Source organism: Aeromonas sp. 600479 (assembly GCF_049175515.1).
Lineage (GTDB): Bacteria > Pseudomonadota > Gammaproteobacteria > Enterobacterales > Aeromonadaceae > Aeromonas > Aeromonas veronii_A.
In genome coordinates this window covers 84,745-98,753 of sequence record NZ_JAAKVF010000011.1, presented here as the reverse complement: position 1 = coordinate 98,753, position 14,009 = coordinate 84,745, and the positions used below count along the sequence as shown (strand labels likewise).

Genomic DNA, 14,009 nt, shown 5'->3' with positions numbered 1-14,009 from the left:
CTGGTCCAGCCTTGAGAGATGGATATGAAAAAGACCCTGATTGCCCTGCTGACCGCGGGAATGTTCGGCACCATGAGCCAGGCCGCTCTGGCTGCACCCGAGCTGATGGACAAGGTGCTGGCCGTGGTCAACAAGGACGTAGTGCTGTCCAGTCAACAGGACGCACTGGTCAACAAGGTAAAACTCTCCGCCCAGGAGAGCGGCCAGTCCCTGCCTGACGATGCCACTCTGCGCAAACAGGCGCTCGACCGTCTAATCCAGGAGAGCCTTCAGTTACAACTAGCGGATCGCCAGGGGCTGAAGATCAGCGATACCCAGCTGGAACAGGCTATTCAGGGCATCGCCGCCGACAACAAGATGACCCTGGATCAACTGCGTGCCCAGCTCGCCCGTGAAGGGATGACCTATGCCCAGTATCGGGAAGAGGTGCGCCGCGAGATCCTGATGAACGAGGTACGCCGCAACCAGGTGCGCCGTCGCATCAACATCTCCGAGCAGGAGGTGAAGCAAGTGGTGGAGATCCTGAAGAAACAGGGTCAACAGCAGAACGAATACCACGTCGGCCATATCCAGATTGCACTGCCGGACAACCCGACCGCCGCCCAGCTGGATGCAGCCAAGAGCAAGATCGAGCGCATTCTGGCCGCCCTCAAGCAAGGTGCCGACTTCCGCAAACTGGCCATTGCCGAGAGTAACGGTCCCAAGGCGCTGGAAGGGGGTGACTGGGGCTGGATGAGCCCGCAAGAGATGCCGACCCTGATGGCCGAAGCGGTACAGGGTGCCAAGAAGGGCGATATCGTCGGCCCGCTGCGCTCCGGCGCCGGTCTGCACATCGTCAAGGTGTTCGACACCAAGGGCCAGCAGCAGGTGATGCAGACCGAGGTGAAGGCCCGTCACATCCTGATCAAGCCTTCCATCATCCTGAGCGAAGAGAAAGCCAAGGGGATGCTGGACGGCATTCTTCACGACATCAAGAGCGGTAAGGCCAGCTTCGCCAGCATGGCGGAGAAGTACTCCGAAGATCCGGGCTCTGCAGTGCAGGGTGGCGAACTGGGCTGGTCTGACCCCAACGTCTATGTGCCGGAGTTCCGCGACATGGTTAACCGCCTGCAACCGGGCCAGATCAGCGCGCCCTTCCGCACCAGCCACGGCTGGCACATCGTCCAAGTGGAAGATCGTCGCAGCCAGGATGCCACTGACAAGGCTCTGGAACAGCGTGCCTATCAGCTGATCTACAACCGCCGCTTCGTGGAAGAGTCCCAGGCGTGGCTGGATGAGCTGCGTGATGAGGCTTACATCCGTGTCGAAGGATCTGCGAGCTGATGAGCTGCCGTCGCCTTGCCGTTACCCCGGGCGAACCGGCCGGGATCGGCCCGGATCTGGTGCTGCAGATTGCCCAGCAGGATTGGCCGCACCAGTTGGTGGTCATTGCCGATCCAGCTTTGCTGCGCGAGCGGGCGGCCCTGCTGGGGCTGTCCATAGAGCTTGAGCCCTACGATGCAGGAGTCCCTGCTCATCCGCAGCGGGCGGGCACCCTGACCGTCTGTCCGGTCCCCCTCGGAGCCCCCGTGGTACCGGGCGAGCTGAACGAAGGCAACGGCGCCTATGTGCTGGCGACCCTGCAACGCGCCTGCGATTGCAACCTCAGCGGCGAATTTGCCGCCGTGGTGACCGGACCGGTGCACAAGGGGATCATCAACCAGGCCGGCGTCTCGTTCAGCGGCCACACCGAGTTCTTTGCCCAGCAGTCTGGCACCGCCGATGTGGTGATGATGCTGGCAACCGAGGGACTGCGGGTTGCACTGGCGACCACCCATATTCCGCTGGCCTATGTAGCGATGGCCATCACCGAGGATCGCCTCGGCAAGGTGATCCGGATCCTCAACGAGGATCTCGCCACCAAGTTTGGCATCGCCAAACCCCGTATTTACGTCTGCGGCCTCAACCCTCATGCCGGGGAAGGTGGCCATCTCGGACGTGAAGAGATTGACGTGATCGAACCTGCTCTGGCCACACTGCGCCAGGAGGGGATCGATCTGGTCGGCCCATTGCCGGCCGACACCCTGTTCCAGGAGAAATACCTCAAGGATGCGGATGCGGTACTCGCCATGTACCACGACCAGGGGCTGCCAGTGCTCAAATACAAGGGCTTCGGCAGTTCGGTCAATATCACCCTGGGGCTTCCCTTCATCCGCACTTCGGTGGATCACGGCACCGCACTGGATCTGGCAGGCAAGGGCCTCGCCGACTCGGGCAGCCTGATCACCGCGATCAACCACGCCATCAAGATGGTAGAGAAAAAAAGATATGAGCAGTAAGGTGCAGAGCAACAAAGTGCACATGGGCCACACCGCCCGTAAGCGTTTCGGTCAGAACTTCTTGCACGATCGCTACGTGATCGATCAGATCGTGGCCGCCATCAATCCGCAGCCGGGTCAGAACCTGGTGGAGATCGGCCCGGGTCTGGCCGCGCTGACCGAGCCGGTCGCCTCCCAGATGGACAAGATGACCGTGGTCGAGCTGGACCGGGATCTGGCGGCACGTCTGCGTGAGCACCCGACCCTCAAGGACAAGCTGACCGTTATCGAAGCGGATGCCATGCGTTTTGACTTCGGCACCCTGATGGGTGAAGGCAAGGGGCCACTGCGTATCTTCGGCAACCTGCCCTACAACATCTCCACCCCGCTTATCTTCCACCTGTGCGAGTTTGCCGACCGGGTTGAAGACATGCACTTTATGCTGCAAAAGGAAGTGGTTCTGCGTCTGGCCGCCGGTCCCGGCAGCAAGGCCTATGGCCGCCTGAGCGTGATGACCCAGTACTACTGCCAGGTAGTGCCAGTGCTGGAAGTGGGCCCTGGCGCCTTCAAGCCGGCGCCGAAAGTGGACTCTGCCGTGGTACGCCTGATCCCGCACAAGAATCCCACCATAGTCGCCAAGGATATCCGTTGCCTGAACCGCGTCTGTACCGAGGGCTTCGGCCAACGTCGCAAGACCATTCGCAACAGCTTCTCCAACTTCATCACCGACGCCCAGCTGACCGAGCTTGGTATCGATGGCAACCTGCGCCCGGAGAATCTCTCCCTCGAGCAGTTTGTCATGATCGCCAACTGGCTGGCAGATCAGCCAAAGGCCTGATCCTGTGGCACTCCCGCACATCGAGATCCGCCCATACCCCGTATATGTGGCGGAATCCAAAGACCCTTACCAGTTTCACTATCTGATCGAGATTGAGAATCTGGGACCCGGCCCGGTGCAACTGCTGCACCGGCGCTGGCTCATCACCGATGCCAATGGCAAGATGCTGGAAGTGGCAGGCCCAGGCGTGGTCGGGGAACAACCCGTCATTGCCGAAGGTGAGACCTACCGCTACCAGAGCGGCGTGCCGCTGGCGACCCCGCTTGGGGTGATGGAAGGAAGCTATACCCTGCAAGATGGCTCTGGTCAGCAATTCGAGGCGCCCATCGCCCCCTTCACGCTGGCCATCCCCAATATTATCAACTGAGGTTTCATGGCGAACTGTTTTGTCGGTGACATCCAGGGCTGTTACGACGACTTGCGCCGTCTGCTGGATCTTGCCGCGTTCGATCCCGACCAAGACGTGCTATGGCTCTGCGGCGATCTGGTCGCCCGCGGCCCGGACTCCCTCAATACCCTGCGTTTTGTCAAAGGGCTGGGTAACCGCGCCGTTACCGTGCTCGGCAACCACGACCTGCACCTGCTGGCGGTCGCTAATGGCGTTGCACCGCTCAAGAAGAAAGACAAGCTGCAAAGCCTGATGGATGCCCCTGATCGGGATGAACTGCTGGAGTGGCTGCGCCACCGCCCGCTACTGGCCGAACATCCGGATCTCCCCATCTTGATGGTGCATGCCGGTATCTCCCCGGCATGGGATGTCCGCACCGCGCGCAACTGCGCCCGCGAGGTAGAGAGCCTGCTGCGTGGTGACCAGTACAGCTGGCTGCTGCACAACATGTATGGCGACCAGCCCGATGGCTGGAAAGATGATCTGGTCGGGATCGACCGCTACCGCTACATCATCAACACCTTCACCCGGATGCGCTTCTGCTATTTCGACGGTCGTCTCGACTTCAAATGCAAGAAGGGGCCCAAGGAATCGACCCCGGGGCTGCGTCCCTGGTTCGAACAGCGCGAACACCACGTGGATGACCCCATTCTGGTGTTCGGCCACTGGGCAGCCCTGATGGGCAACACCGGCAAGAGCGACATCAAGGCACTCGATACCGGCTGTGTCTGGGGCAACAACTTGACCCTGTGGCGCTACGAGGATGATGCCCTGATCGCCACCCCCTGCCCGGTTCACGCCAGCTAGGGAGTGCGATGCAATCTGGCGGTCGCGATCGCTGCCGCACGGATGGCCACAACTCGTTCCAATAACAAAGCCCGGCAGGTTGCCGGGCTTGCTGTTTTAGGTTCCCTGTTTTCCGACGAATGAAGTTACAACTTGCGCCCCAGCCGCTTCTCGATCTGGCGCCGCTCCCACTCGGGGCCAAACAGCTTGAAGGGCTGAAACACCCGAACAGCATGGGAGGCAAGTCCCAGCCCCCAACCCAGGGTTGGCCACCAGGCCCAGATGTACTCCGGATTGCTCAGGTAGTTGATGACAAACAGCCCGCAGATCACCACCACGTAGCTGGCGACATGGTGATAGAAGCCCTTGAGCTCCTCCACATAGCGCATTGCCGCCCGCTCCTCTGCCGATACCTGCACCGCATCCTGACCCATAGTGTCACTTCCTCTCATCTCGCGCTCCTGTTGCTCTGATCCATCCAGTTGAGCCACATCGAGTTCAAAGACGGCGGCCAGGGCCTTGAGAGATTCCAGTCCGGGTTGCTGCCCCTGCTCGATCCGCTGGATAGTGCGGACACTCAAACCAGTCAACGTTGCCAACTGATCCTGAGACCAACCCCGTTGCAATCTCAACTTCCTGACGATCATCTCGAACTCCTTGTGGTAATTGACAGGGCCAGCATAGGGCTTGCGCCGCGAAAGGTGACACGACAGATAGCCGACATACATCTGACAGTCCTTTAAAATCAGATGGTTAATATTTTGATCTTGTCAGTCAGCCGCTCGTTCCCCCAGATATTGCACAAACCGTAACAGATAACCATCGGGATCCTGCAGCAAAAATTCGCGCTGCCCGGCCAGCATCTCGCCCACTGGATACCAGACCTCAGTGGGCTGCCGGAAAAGTGCAATCTCGGCGGCCTGCAAGCGGTCGAGTAGCGGCTGGATCTCGGTCAGCTCCATCTGCAGATTGATCCCCCGACCGAACGGTGGCTCCAGCGCCCCGACCTGCCAGCCCGCCGGATGTACCTGCTCCAGCATCAGTTGTACCTGTTGCTGTTCAAGATAAGCAAAAGGAGGGTCATCGCGCCGATAGCGGACCGAGAAGCCCAACAAACCGGTATAGAAAACCAGAGATCGAGCCAGATCGGTAACCGACAGCTCCGGTACCATGGGATTCCAATACACCTCATCCACCGCGACAGTAGGGTTCGTCATGGCTTACAGGCTCTGCATCAGCTCGGCGGCAATTTCAAAGGAGCGCAGTCGGGCCTGATGATCGACGATGGGCCCATTGAACATCAGCTCATCGGCACGGGTTTCCGCCAGCAGCGCCTTGAGTCCATGACGAACCTGCTCAGGATCGCCCACCAGAGAGCGGGCCAAGGTCTGCTCCATCGCCATCAGCTCACGGGGAGACCACTCATCGCCAAGCTGGACGACCGGCGCGGGCAGCTTGCCCGCATCACCGCGATGAAGGCGCAAGAACTGCTGCTGCACGGTAGTGAACTGGAAGCGGGCCTCCCGCTCGCTGTCGGCGGCAATCATGTTGATGCAGACCACCGCATGGGGCTTGGGCCAGCGAGCGGAGGGGCGATACTGGCTACGGTAGATCTCCAGCGCTTGCAGCAACATGGCGGGTGCGAAATGGGAGGCAAACCCGAACGGCAAACCCATCGCCGCCGCCAGTTGCGCGCTGTAAAGGCTGGAACCCAGCAGCCAGATGGGCAGATGCAACCCCTGACCGGGCACCGCCTGCACGGCGCCAATCTCGTCGCCAAAGTAGCTCATCAGCTCACGCACATCGGCGGGGAAATCATCCACCTCACCGCTGCGCATACGCCGCAGCGCCCGCATGGTGCGCTGATCGGTCCCGGGGGCACGACCAAGACCGAGATCGATGCGGTCGGGATAGAGAGAAGCCAAGGTGCCAAACTGCTCGGCAATCACCAGTGGCGAGTGGTTCGGCAGCATGATGCCACCCGCGCCGATCCGCAAAGTGGTGGTGGCCTCGGCCAGATGACCGATCAACACCGAGGTGGCGGCACTGGCAATGCCCGGCATGTTGTGGTGTTCGGCCAGCCAGTAGCGCTGGTAACCCCAGCCCTCGGCATGGCGGGCAAGATCCCGCGAACGGCGAAATGACTCGGCAGGCACGGAACCTTCGGCAACAGGCACCAGATCGAGCACGGAATAGGGGATGGCAGACATGGGTCACTCCATTGATTTACAGACCAGTAACAAGTGGGGCAATGTAGCACGGGATACCTGAATGAATCACTATCTCCTGCCAAGCTCTTCCTGGCAGTGGGCAACCATGGAAAAGCACAGATATCAGGCCATTATTGTCATTTCTGTTATCGTATTGACACACTGCTGACAGATCGTCTCCGCAAGCATCACTGTGACAAGGAAATGTCCATGATCACTGCCAGATCCGGGCGCAAGCCCTTCTACGTTCACATTGCCACCCTGTTTACCCTGCTGTTCAGTGTGCTGGGCATGCTGCTGATTCTGCTGCAGTTCCAGCAGGGCTCTCGCCAGATGCTGGAACATGAGCGCCACAACTTCAAACAGTACCGGGAACAGCTGGCCCTCGCTCTGCAACTGAACGAGCAGCCAGCCCGTATGTCCCTCAGCCTGCTAGCCAGCAGCCGACTGGCCGACATGAGCGATCTGGCGAGCCGACTGGAGTATCTGCCGCAGCTGGCAGAGATCCTGGCCAATCGCGACAGCTATGGTGCCGTCTACATCGGCTATGAGAGTGGCGATTTCTTTCTGGTACGAAAACTCACGGAACGGGCCCGGGCCACGTTGCAGGCAGTGCCTGAAGGCAGCCAGTTGCTGGTTCAGAGCCTGAGTAGCGGGCGGGGAGAGTTCCTCTATTTTGACGAGCAGCTGCAACTTTTGGCACGGCGAGCCATGGCGGATTATCGATTCGATCCCCGCAGCCGCGACTGGTACCGGCTGGCTCGCGGTTCATCAAAGATTGTCGCCACCACCCCCTATCTCTTTTTTACCACCAGGGAGCCGGGCATGACGATGGCTGTCACCAGCCATAGCCAACGCGCCGTGATCGGGCTGGATGCCAGTGTCGAGGGGCTCTCGGCCTTGATTGGCGAGCTGCAGTTGCCGCTCCAAAGCCAGGTAGTGTTGTTCGATCGCTCCGCGGCACTGCTGGCGGCCGACCCTGTACATCTGCCAGCCTATGATCAGCTGACCCGGCTGCCAGCGATCACGGCTCTGGGCAGCCCAGTCATGGCCGAGCTGAAAACTAGGCTAGAGAGGACGCCTGTGCTGCTGGATGGCACTCCCCAGGAGCTGACCCTGACCACAGGGGAAGAACAAGAGTGGCTGGTCAATATCTCCCCCCTCGGCAAGGACACCCCTTTTTACATCGCCCTGCTGGTCTCGGCAGATCTGCTTTATCAGCAGGCACGCAACGAAGCGCTGGTCAATGTGGCATGGGCGCTGGGCAGCCTGCTGTTGTTGCTGCCGGTGATCTGGCTGGTCTCCCGCCGTACCGCTACCCCGCTGCTGGCCCTGACCCGTGAGGCTGAGCGGATCCAGCGTTTCGACTTTGGCGAGGGTCAGGTTCCTGAATCAGCCATCCGGGAAATAGATGACCTTGCGCGCACCATGTCCGGCATGCGCCAAACCCTCGGCAACTTCATGAACATGGGTAGAGCACTGGCTGCAGAGCACCGCGTCGACTCCCTGCTAAGCCGCATCCTGCATGAAACCATCGCCGCGGTACAGGCAAAAGGGGGATGCCTCTACCTGGCCCAACAGCAAAAGATGCAGCCGGTCCAGGCCCGCTGGCAGCAAACCGAACTGCCCCTAGGGCAGGTTCCCTGGCCACAACCATTGCTATCCGGCCCGGCCACTTCCCAGCGCATCTCCCTCAGCCTGGATGAGGCGGCCTGGAGGCAACACCTTGACAGTTGGGGTTCCTTTCCCGGCCTATGCCAGCTGGTAGCTGAGCCGCTCTGCAACCATCGTCAGGAGCTGATCGGCTACCTCCTGCTGATCCTGCCAAACTGCAGCGAACAGGAGCTGGCATCGCGCATCAGCCTGATCGAGGCGCTGGCGGGCACTTCGGCCTCCGCCATCGAGAACCAGCGCCTGCTGGAGGAACAGAAACAGCTGCTCGAATCCTTTATCGAGCTGATGGCTGGCGCCATCGACGCCAAGAGTCCATACACCGGCGGCCACTGCCAGCGGGTGCCTGAGCTGACCCGGATGCTGACCGAAGCTGCCTGCGCCCAGCAGCAGGGGCCGTTCGCCGAGTTTCGGCTCAACGAGGAGGAGTGGGAGGCCATCCATATCGCCAGCTGGCTGCACGACTGTGGCAAGGTGACCACCCCGGAGTTCGTGGTCGACAAGGCTACCAAGCTGGAGACCCTCTACGACCGGATCCACGAGATCCGTACCCGCTTCGAGGTGCTCAAGCGCGACGGCTACATCGAGGCGCTGGCGGCCCGCCTGCCGGCATCTGAGCGGGAAGAGGCCAGGAGCGAGGTGGCCCCACTCTGGAGCACCCTGGATCAGGAGTTTGCCTTCATCGCCGAGTGCAATCTGGGCGGCGAGTGGATGGCCCCCGAGAAGATTGAACGGCTCGACGCCATCGCCAGCCGTACCTGGCTGCGCACCCTGGACGATCGACTCGGCATCAGCCGGGAGGAGCTCAAGCTGCGTCAGAAAGAACCGTCTTCCGAGTTGCCCTGCCTCGAGCCACTGCTGGCCGACAAGTGCTGGCACCTTGTGCCTCGTCCAGATGGAGATCGGTTCGACGAGCACAATCCCTGGGGCTTCAAGGTCAAGGTACCGCACCATCTCTACAACCGGGGGGAGAGATACAACCTTGCCATCAGCAGGGGAACCCTCACCGAGGAGGAGCGCTACAAGATCAACGAGCACATCATCCAGACCATACGCATGCTGGAGCACCTCCCCTTCCCCCGTCATCTGCGCTGCGTGCCAGAGATTGCCGGCGGTCATCACGAGCGGATGGATGGCAAGGGTTACCCACGCCAGCTGACCGGAGCACAGATGAGCGTACCAGCCCGCATCATGGCTATCGCCGATATTTTCGAGGCGCTGACCGCCAGTGATCGCCCCTACAAATCTGGCAAGACGGTCTCCCAGGCTCTTGCCATCATGCAGAACATGGTGCGTGAACAGCATATCGACCCGGATCTGTTCGCCCTGTTTGTCAGCAGCGGCATCTGGCGCGATTACGCCAGGCGCTTCCTCGAGAGCGCCCAACTGGATCAGGTGGACGAAACCGCACTGCTGGCCGCACTGGCCTAGGCTGGGTCATATTTTCTTACATTTGCGGGCTGGCCTGAACGCCCCCGGCTGGTTATAACGGTGCCCCTATAGCGAAGGGGGAGCAATAGACTCCCCCTCACTCTTTGTCACACCACACTGTTCAGGTTATCTATGTCAAAACATCTCGTTCTGCTGGGCGCGCTGACGCTCTCCGGCTGCTCCCTGTTGTCTCCCCCAGCCCCCACCGTCACCCCGGTGCACCTTGCCGATACCAGCCAGCGCGGCTTCTACATCGAATGCAGCAGCATGAAAGCCTGCTTCCAGCAGGCCAACCAGACCTGCCCACAAGGTTACAAGGAGACCGATCGCCGCCAGCAGACGCTATACAGTACCCAGTATCTGGGAGGCAGCTACGACGAAGATAAGAAGGTCTACAAGGCGGCCAAGCCCTATAGCATCGCCAACACAGTCCACTCCCTGACAATTCAGTGTCCCGTCACTAGAGGCTGAGCCAGCCTAAGGGCGATGCTCTCCCCTTACCGCGGAAAAGAAAACGGTCAACCCAGGTTGACCGTTTTTCACTATGGCGTAGCCCTTAGAACAGCAGATGCGCTACACCGGCAATTACCGGCAAGGTAACCAGGGTACGCATCAGGAAGATCACAAACAACTCCCACAGTTTGACCGGGATCTTGCTGCCAAGCAGCAGGGCCCCCACTTCCGACATATAGATAAGCTGGGTTACCGACATGGCGGCAATGACGAAGCGGGTCATCTCGCTATCGATGGTCGAGGCCAGCACAGCCGGAATAAACATATCGGCAAAACCGACCATGATGGTCTTGGATGCCGCTTCCGCCTCCGGCAGTTGCAGCAGTTCCAGCAAGGGGACGAAGGGGGCGCCAAGCCAGTTGAAGATGGGGGTGTGTTCGGCCAGCATCAGGGCACAGGTACCGATCGCCATGACCACAGGCAACACGCCAAACAGCATGTCGAGCGCATTTTTTACCCCTTCCCGAGCGACGGCACCGAGATCGGTCATCCGCTCTGCCTTGGTCAATGCACGTTCGAGACCATAACTCATCACACTGTGCTGGTGGGGCACCGCCTCCTGCTTGCGACACAGGGGAGCACCATCGATATAGATATCCTTCTTCCAGCAGAGCGGCGGCAGACGTGGCACCACGATAGCTGCAACCACTCCAGCCAGACAGACCGTCAGATAGAAGGGAACGAACATGTGTTCCAGCTTCACCTGGGAGATCACTACCAGACAGAAGGTGATGGAGACGGCGGAGAAGGTGGTGCCAATCACCGCGGCTTCACGCTGGGTATAGAACTTCCCTTCGTACTGCTTGCTGGTTAGCAGGATGCCGACACTGCCATCCCCCAGCCAGGAGGCAAAGCAGTCCACGGCAGAGCGACCCGGTAACCGGAATACCGGACGCATGATGCGAGTCATCATGGTGCCGACAAATTCCAGCAGACCGAAATCGAGTAACAGTGGCAGCAGCAGACCGGCAAAGATAAATACAGAAAAGAGCACCGGCAGCAGATCATTGAGCACCAGGCCGCCGGTTGCGCCTGAATAAAGCACCTCTGGTCCCACCTGAAAGAAGGTCAGCAGCACGAAAATACCGCCCACCACCCGCACGCAGGCCCAGAAAGGAGAGACGTTGAACAGGCTGTTGAGGAATGGTCTACGCACCAGAATAGCCGGTTTGAACAACCAGGTGATGATAGTCATCAGCATGGTGGTAGTGATCACCGCACTGACCATGGCAACCAGATAATCGGCAAAAATCCGCTGCACCAGCTTGGCCAGCACGGCGACGGGGATGGTGACGTTACCGTCATAGACGACCGGCGTCATGAACAGCAAGATTCCGATCAGTGACGGTATTAGAAACATTAACAAGTTACGGCGGGTATTGACCGCAGGTGCTTTGAGACTCTTTTCCAACATGATATGACTGCCCTAATGTTACTTTTCCCTAGCCCGGCCAACCTGCGTATTCATGCATTAACCGGCAAAACGGGCGCAAGAATACTCTAAAAAAATGCACAAACAAGCCCTTAATGCAGGAATCTGCGCATAAATATTTCCACAGGCAAACCTTCCATTAAAACAATAAGATACAGCTGCGCATATCGATTCAATCGACATCGCCAGATGATTGTTTCGTTATTGTTAATTTTGGTGGGCAGTATAATCGGTTATCAGTGGCAGGCAATAAGTGACATCACAAATATATCTAATGAGTTGCTGTTCGATAGACATAAAAAAACCGGAGCCTGTTCAGGCTCCGGTTTTCAATGAGAGTGACGGGGATCAGTCACGGACGTAGATCACTTCCACACCATCATCATCTTCGTCATCCCAATCATCATCGTCGAGACTTTCGTCAAAGGCCATTGAGGCAGCAAGCGCTTCCGCTTCGGCTTTAGCCAACTGGTTCTTGTGGTAGTCGTCCCACTTGAACTCCACTTTCTCAATCGCCTCTTTGGCATCCTGTTCCAGTTGACGGGGCATGGTATCCAGCAGATCCAGAATGTCGTAGCAGACCTTCTTGGTCCCTTCCTTGCTGATGGCAGTGATGGCATAGACCGGACCTTCGTGGTTAAGGGCCGCCTTGACGCGATCCATCACCTCCTGGGCTTCTTCTTCCAGGATCAGGTCCATCTTGTTAAACACCAACCAGCGCGGCTTGCCAGCCAGTTCCGGGCTGTACTTCTCCAGCTCCTTGACGATGGTCACGGCATTTTCAGCAGGATCGGAGCCATCAACCGGGCAGATATCCACCAGGTGGATCAGCACGCGGCAACGCTCGAGGTGTTTCAGGAAGCGGATACCCAGACCTGCGCCTTCGGCAGCACCTTCGATCAGACCCGGAATATCGGCGATCACGAAGGAGCGAGAGTTCTCGCCACGTACCACACCCAGGTTCGGCACCAGGGTGGTGAAGGGGTAATCAGCCACTTTCGGACGGGCGGCGGAAACGGCACGGATAAAGGTAGATTTACCGGCGTTGGGCAGACCCAGCATACCGACGTCAGCCAGCAGCAGCAGCTCCAGCTTCAGGGTACGCACCTCGCCCGGGGTACCGTTGCTCTTCTGGCGCGGAGCCCGATTGACGGAGCTCTTGAAGCGGGTGTTGCCCAGACCATGGAAACCACCCTTGGCAACCAGCAGCTTCTGCTCGTGGTGAGTCAAGTCACCCAGCAACTCGCCGGTATCGTCATCGGTTGCACGGGTACCGACCGGCACACGCAGGATCTTATCCTTGCCACGGCGACCGGTACAGTTGGCACTCTGGCCATTCTCGCCACGCTCGGCAGCATGGAAACGCTCAAAACGGTAGTCGATCAGGGTGTTGAGGTTCTCATCGGCAACCAGATAGACATCACCGCCGTCACCGCCATCACCACCATCAGGACCACCGTTGGGAATATATTTTTCACGGCGAAAACTTACACAACCGTTACCACCGTCACCGGCATCGACTCGAATCTGGACTTCATCAACAAACTTCATAGGTAACCGTCACCTTAATTCGAAAAACCGATACGCAATTATAGTGGTACAGACCCCTGCGGGCGATACGCATCTTGCCTCTCCGGGCAATCTCGGTACCCGGTTCATCTGCGTTCCGTTTTTTCGTCATTATTTCGGAAAAACAAAAGCCCCGCCTGTTGGCGGGGCTTCGGATCCTTGCGGTCCGTAATTACTCAGCAACGATGCTAACGTACTTACGGTTCAGCGGACCTTTAACTTCGAACTGCACCTTGCCATTCGCGGTAGCGAACAGGGTGTGGTCCTTGCCCAGACCAACGTTCTCACCAGCGTGGAACTTGGTACCGCGCTGACGAACGATGATGCTGCCAGCCAGAACTGTTTCGCCGCCGAAACGCTTCACGCCCAGGCGTTTAGCTTCAGAATCGCGACCGTTGCGGGATGAACCGCCAGCTTTTTTGTGTGCCATCTATCGGACTCCTCTAATTAAGCGCTGATGCCAGTGATTTTGACTTCAGTGAACCACTGACGGTGGCCCGCTTGCTTACGGTGGTGCTTACGACGACGGAACTTGACGATAGTCACTTTCTCGCCACGGCCGTGAGCCACAACTTCAGCTACAACCTTGCCACCTTCAACGAAAGGAGCACCTACTTTAAAAGTGTCGCCTGCAGCAACCATCAGCACTTCGTTGAAGTCGATGGTAGCGCCAGTCTCAACGTTCAGCTTTTCCAGACGAACGATTTGACCTTCGGCCACACGGTGTTGTTTTCCGCCGCTTTGGAATACCGCGTACATTTTATTAACTCCGTAAAGGCATGTCATTTTGCTCAAGGCTAGACATGCGCAAAAACCTATAACAATGGGCGGGCATTCTACGCAAATCGATCTGCTCAGGCAAGGCCATTTTCGC

At 58.7% G+C, this 14,009-nt stretch carries 14 protein-coding genes; 7 read left to right on the top strand and 7 right to left on the bottom strand.

What is annotated here, in order from left to right; all coding sequences use genetic code 11:
* Nucleotides 1–24: 24 nt before the first annotated feature.
* The 5 genes from surA to G5149_RS12910 are packed head-to-tail and all read left to right on the top strand — an operon-like array spanning nucleotide 25 to nucleotide 4,330.
* A complete protein-coding gene (gene surA / locus G5149_RS12930; RefSeq protein WP_421212547.1) occupies nucleotides 25–1,323 on the top strand; it encodes a peptidylprolyl isomerase SurA in 1,299 nt (432 codons plus the stop codon).
* Nucleotides 1,323–2,318 (top strand): 4-hydroxythreonine-4-phosphate dehydrogenase PdxA, encoded by a 996-nt coding sequence (pdxA, locus tag G5149_RS12925; protein ID WP_421212546.1) that lies wholly within the window; start codon nucleotides 1,323–1,325, stop codon nucleotides 2,316–2,318. The genes surA and pdxA overlap by 1 nt, the downstream gene beginning before the upstream one ends.
* Nucleotides 2,308–3,135 carry a 16S rRNA (adenine(1518)-N(6)/adenine(1519)-N(6))-dimethyltransferase RsmA gene (gene rsmA, locus G5149_RS12920; protein ID WP_236348086.1) on the top strand — a complete coding sequence of 276 codons (828 nt, stop codon included), beginning with the start codon at nucleotides 2,308–2,310 and terminating at the stop codon, nucleotides 3,133–3,135. Before pdxA ends, rsmA begins: the two co-directional genes overlap by 11 nt.
* Nucleotides 3,136–3,139: 4 nt before the next feature.
* Nucleotides 3,140–3,502 carry a Co2+/Mg2+ efflux protein ApaG gene (gene apaG / locus G5149_RS12915; RefSeq protein WP_337073347.1) on the top strand — a complete coding sequence of 121 codons (363 nt, stop codon included), beginning with the start codon at nucleotides 3,140–3,142 and terminating at the stop codon, nucleotides 3,500–3,502.
* A gap of 6 nt (nucleotides 3,503–3,508) precedes the next feature.
* Complete coding sequence (locus G5149_RS12910; protein ID WP_337073348.1) at nucleotides 3,509–4,330, top strand: symmetrical bis(5'-nucleosyl)-tetraphosphatase; 822 nt, start codon at nucleotides 3,509–3,511, stop codon at nucleotides 4,328–4,330.
* Between the two features lie 125 nt (nucleotides 4,331–4,455).
* Here the strand turns inward: G5149_RS12910 and G5149_RS12905 are convergent, their stop codons facing one another.
* From G5149_RS12905 to G5149_RS12895, 3 genes are all read right to left on the bottom strand, one after another.
* A complete protein-coding gene (locus tag G5149_RS12905; protein WP_021231934.1) occupies nucleotides 4,456–4,956 on the bottom strand; it encodes a 2TM domain-containing protein in 501 nt (166 codons plus the stop codon).
* 123 nt (nucleotides 4,957–5,079) lie between these two features.
* Nucleotides 5,080–5,526, bottom strand: coding sequence for a bleomycin resistance protein (locus G5149_RS12900; RefSeq protein ID WP_179903209.1), 447 nt, complete (start codon nucleotides 5,524–5,526; stop codon nucleotides 5,080–5,082).
* Between the two features lie 3 nt (nucleotides 5,527–5,529).
* Nucleotides 5,530–6,519, bottom strand: coding sequence for a luciferase-like monooxygenase (locus tag G5149_RS12895; protein ID WP_139493731.1), 990 nt, complete (start codon nucleotides 6,517–6,519; stop codon nucleotides 5,530–5,532).
* A gap of 210 nt (nucleotides 6,520–6,729) precedes the next feature.
* Between G5149_RS12895 and G5149_RS12890 the strand changes: the two genes are divergently transcribed.
* Together G5149_RS12890 and G5149_RS12885 are read left to right on the top strand one after the other, a co-directional pair.
* Nucleotides 6,730–9,621: an HD domain-containing phosphohydrolase gene (locus G5149_RS12890; RefSeq protein WP_421212545.1), complete on the top strand. Its 2,892-nt coding sequence runs from the start codon at nucleotides 6,730–6,732 to the stop codon at nucleotides 9,619–9,621.
* A gap of 132 nt (nucleotides 9,622–9,753) precedes the next feature.
* Nucleotides 9,754–10,092: a hypothetical protein gene (locus G5149_RS12885; protein ID WP_005341051.1), complete on the top strand. Its 339-nt coding sequence runs from the start codon at nucleotides 9,754–9,756 to the stop codon at nucleotides 10,090–10,092.
* An 85-nt stretch (nucleotides 10,093–10,177) separates the two neighbouring features.
* Here the strand turns inward: G5149_RS12885 and G5149_RS12880 are convergent, their stop codons facing one another.
* From G5149_RS12880 to rplU, 4 genes are all read right to left on the bottom strand, one after another.
* On the bottom strand, nucleotides 10,178–11,548 hold the full coding sequence (locus G5149_RS12880; protein ID WP_005341054.1) for a YjiH family protein: 1,371 nt from the start codon (nucleotides 11,546–11,548) through the stop codon (nucleotides 10,178–10,180).
* Between the two features lie 366 nt (nucleotides 11,549–11,914).
* Nucleotides 11,915–13,117 (bottom strand): Obg family GTPase CgtA, encoded by a 1,203-nt coding sequence (gene cgtA / locus G5149_RS12875; RefSeq protein ID WP_005341056.1) that lies wholly within the window; start codon nucleotides 13,115–13,117, stop codon nucleotides 11,915–11,917.
* 190 nt (nucleotides 13,118–13,307) lie between these two features.
* Nucleotides 13,308–13,565 carry a 50S ribosomal protein L27 gene (gene rpmA / locus G5149_RS12870; protein ID WP_005304202.1) on the bottom strand — a complete coding sequence of 86 codons (258 nt, stop codon included), beginning with the start codon at nucleotides 13,563–13,565 and terminating at the stop codon, nucleotides 13,308–13,310.
* A gap of 17 nt (nucleotides 13,566–13,582) precedes the next feature.
* The gene (gene rplU / locus G5149_RS12865) at nucleotides 13,583–13,894 is read right to left on the bottom strand and encodes a 50S ribosomal protein L21 (RefSeq protein ID WP_005304210.1); all 312 of its coding nucleotides are present in this window, start codon (nucleotides 13,892–13,894) and stop codon (nucleotides 13,583–13,585) included.
* Nucleotides 13,895–14,009: the final 115 nt, after the last annotated feature.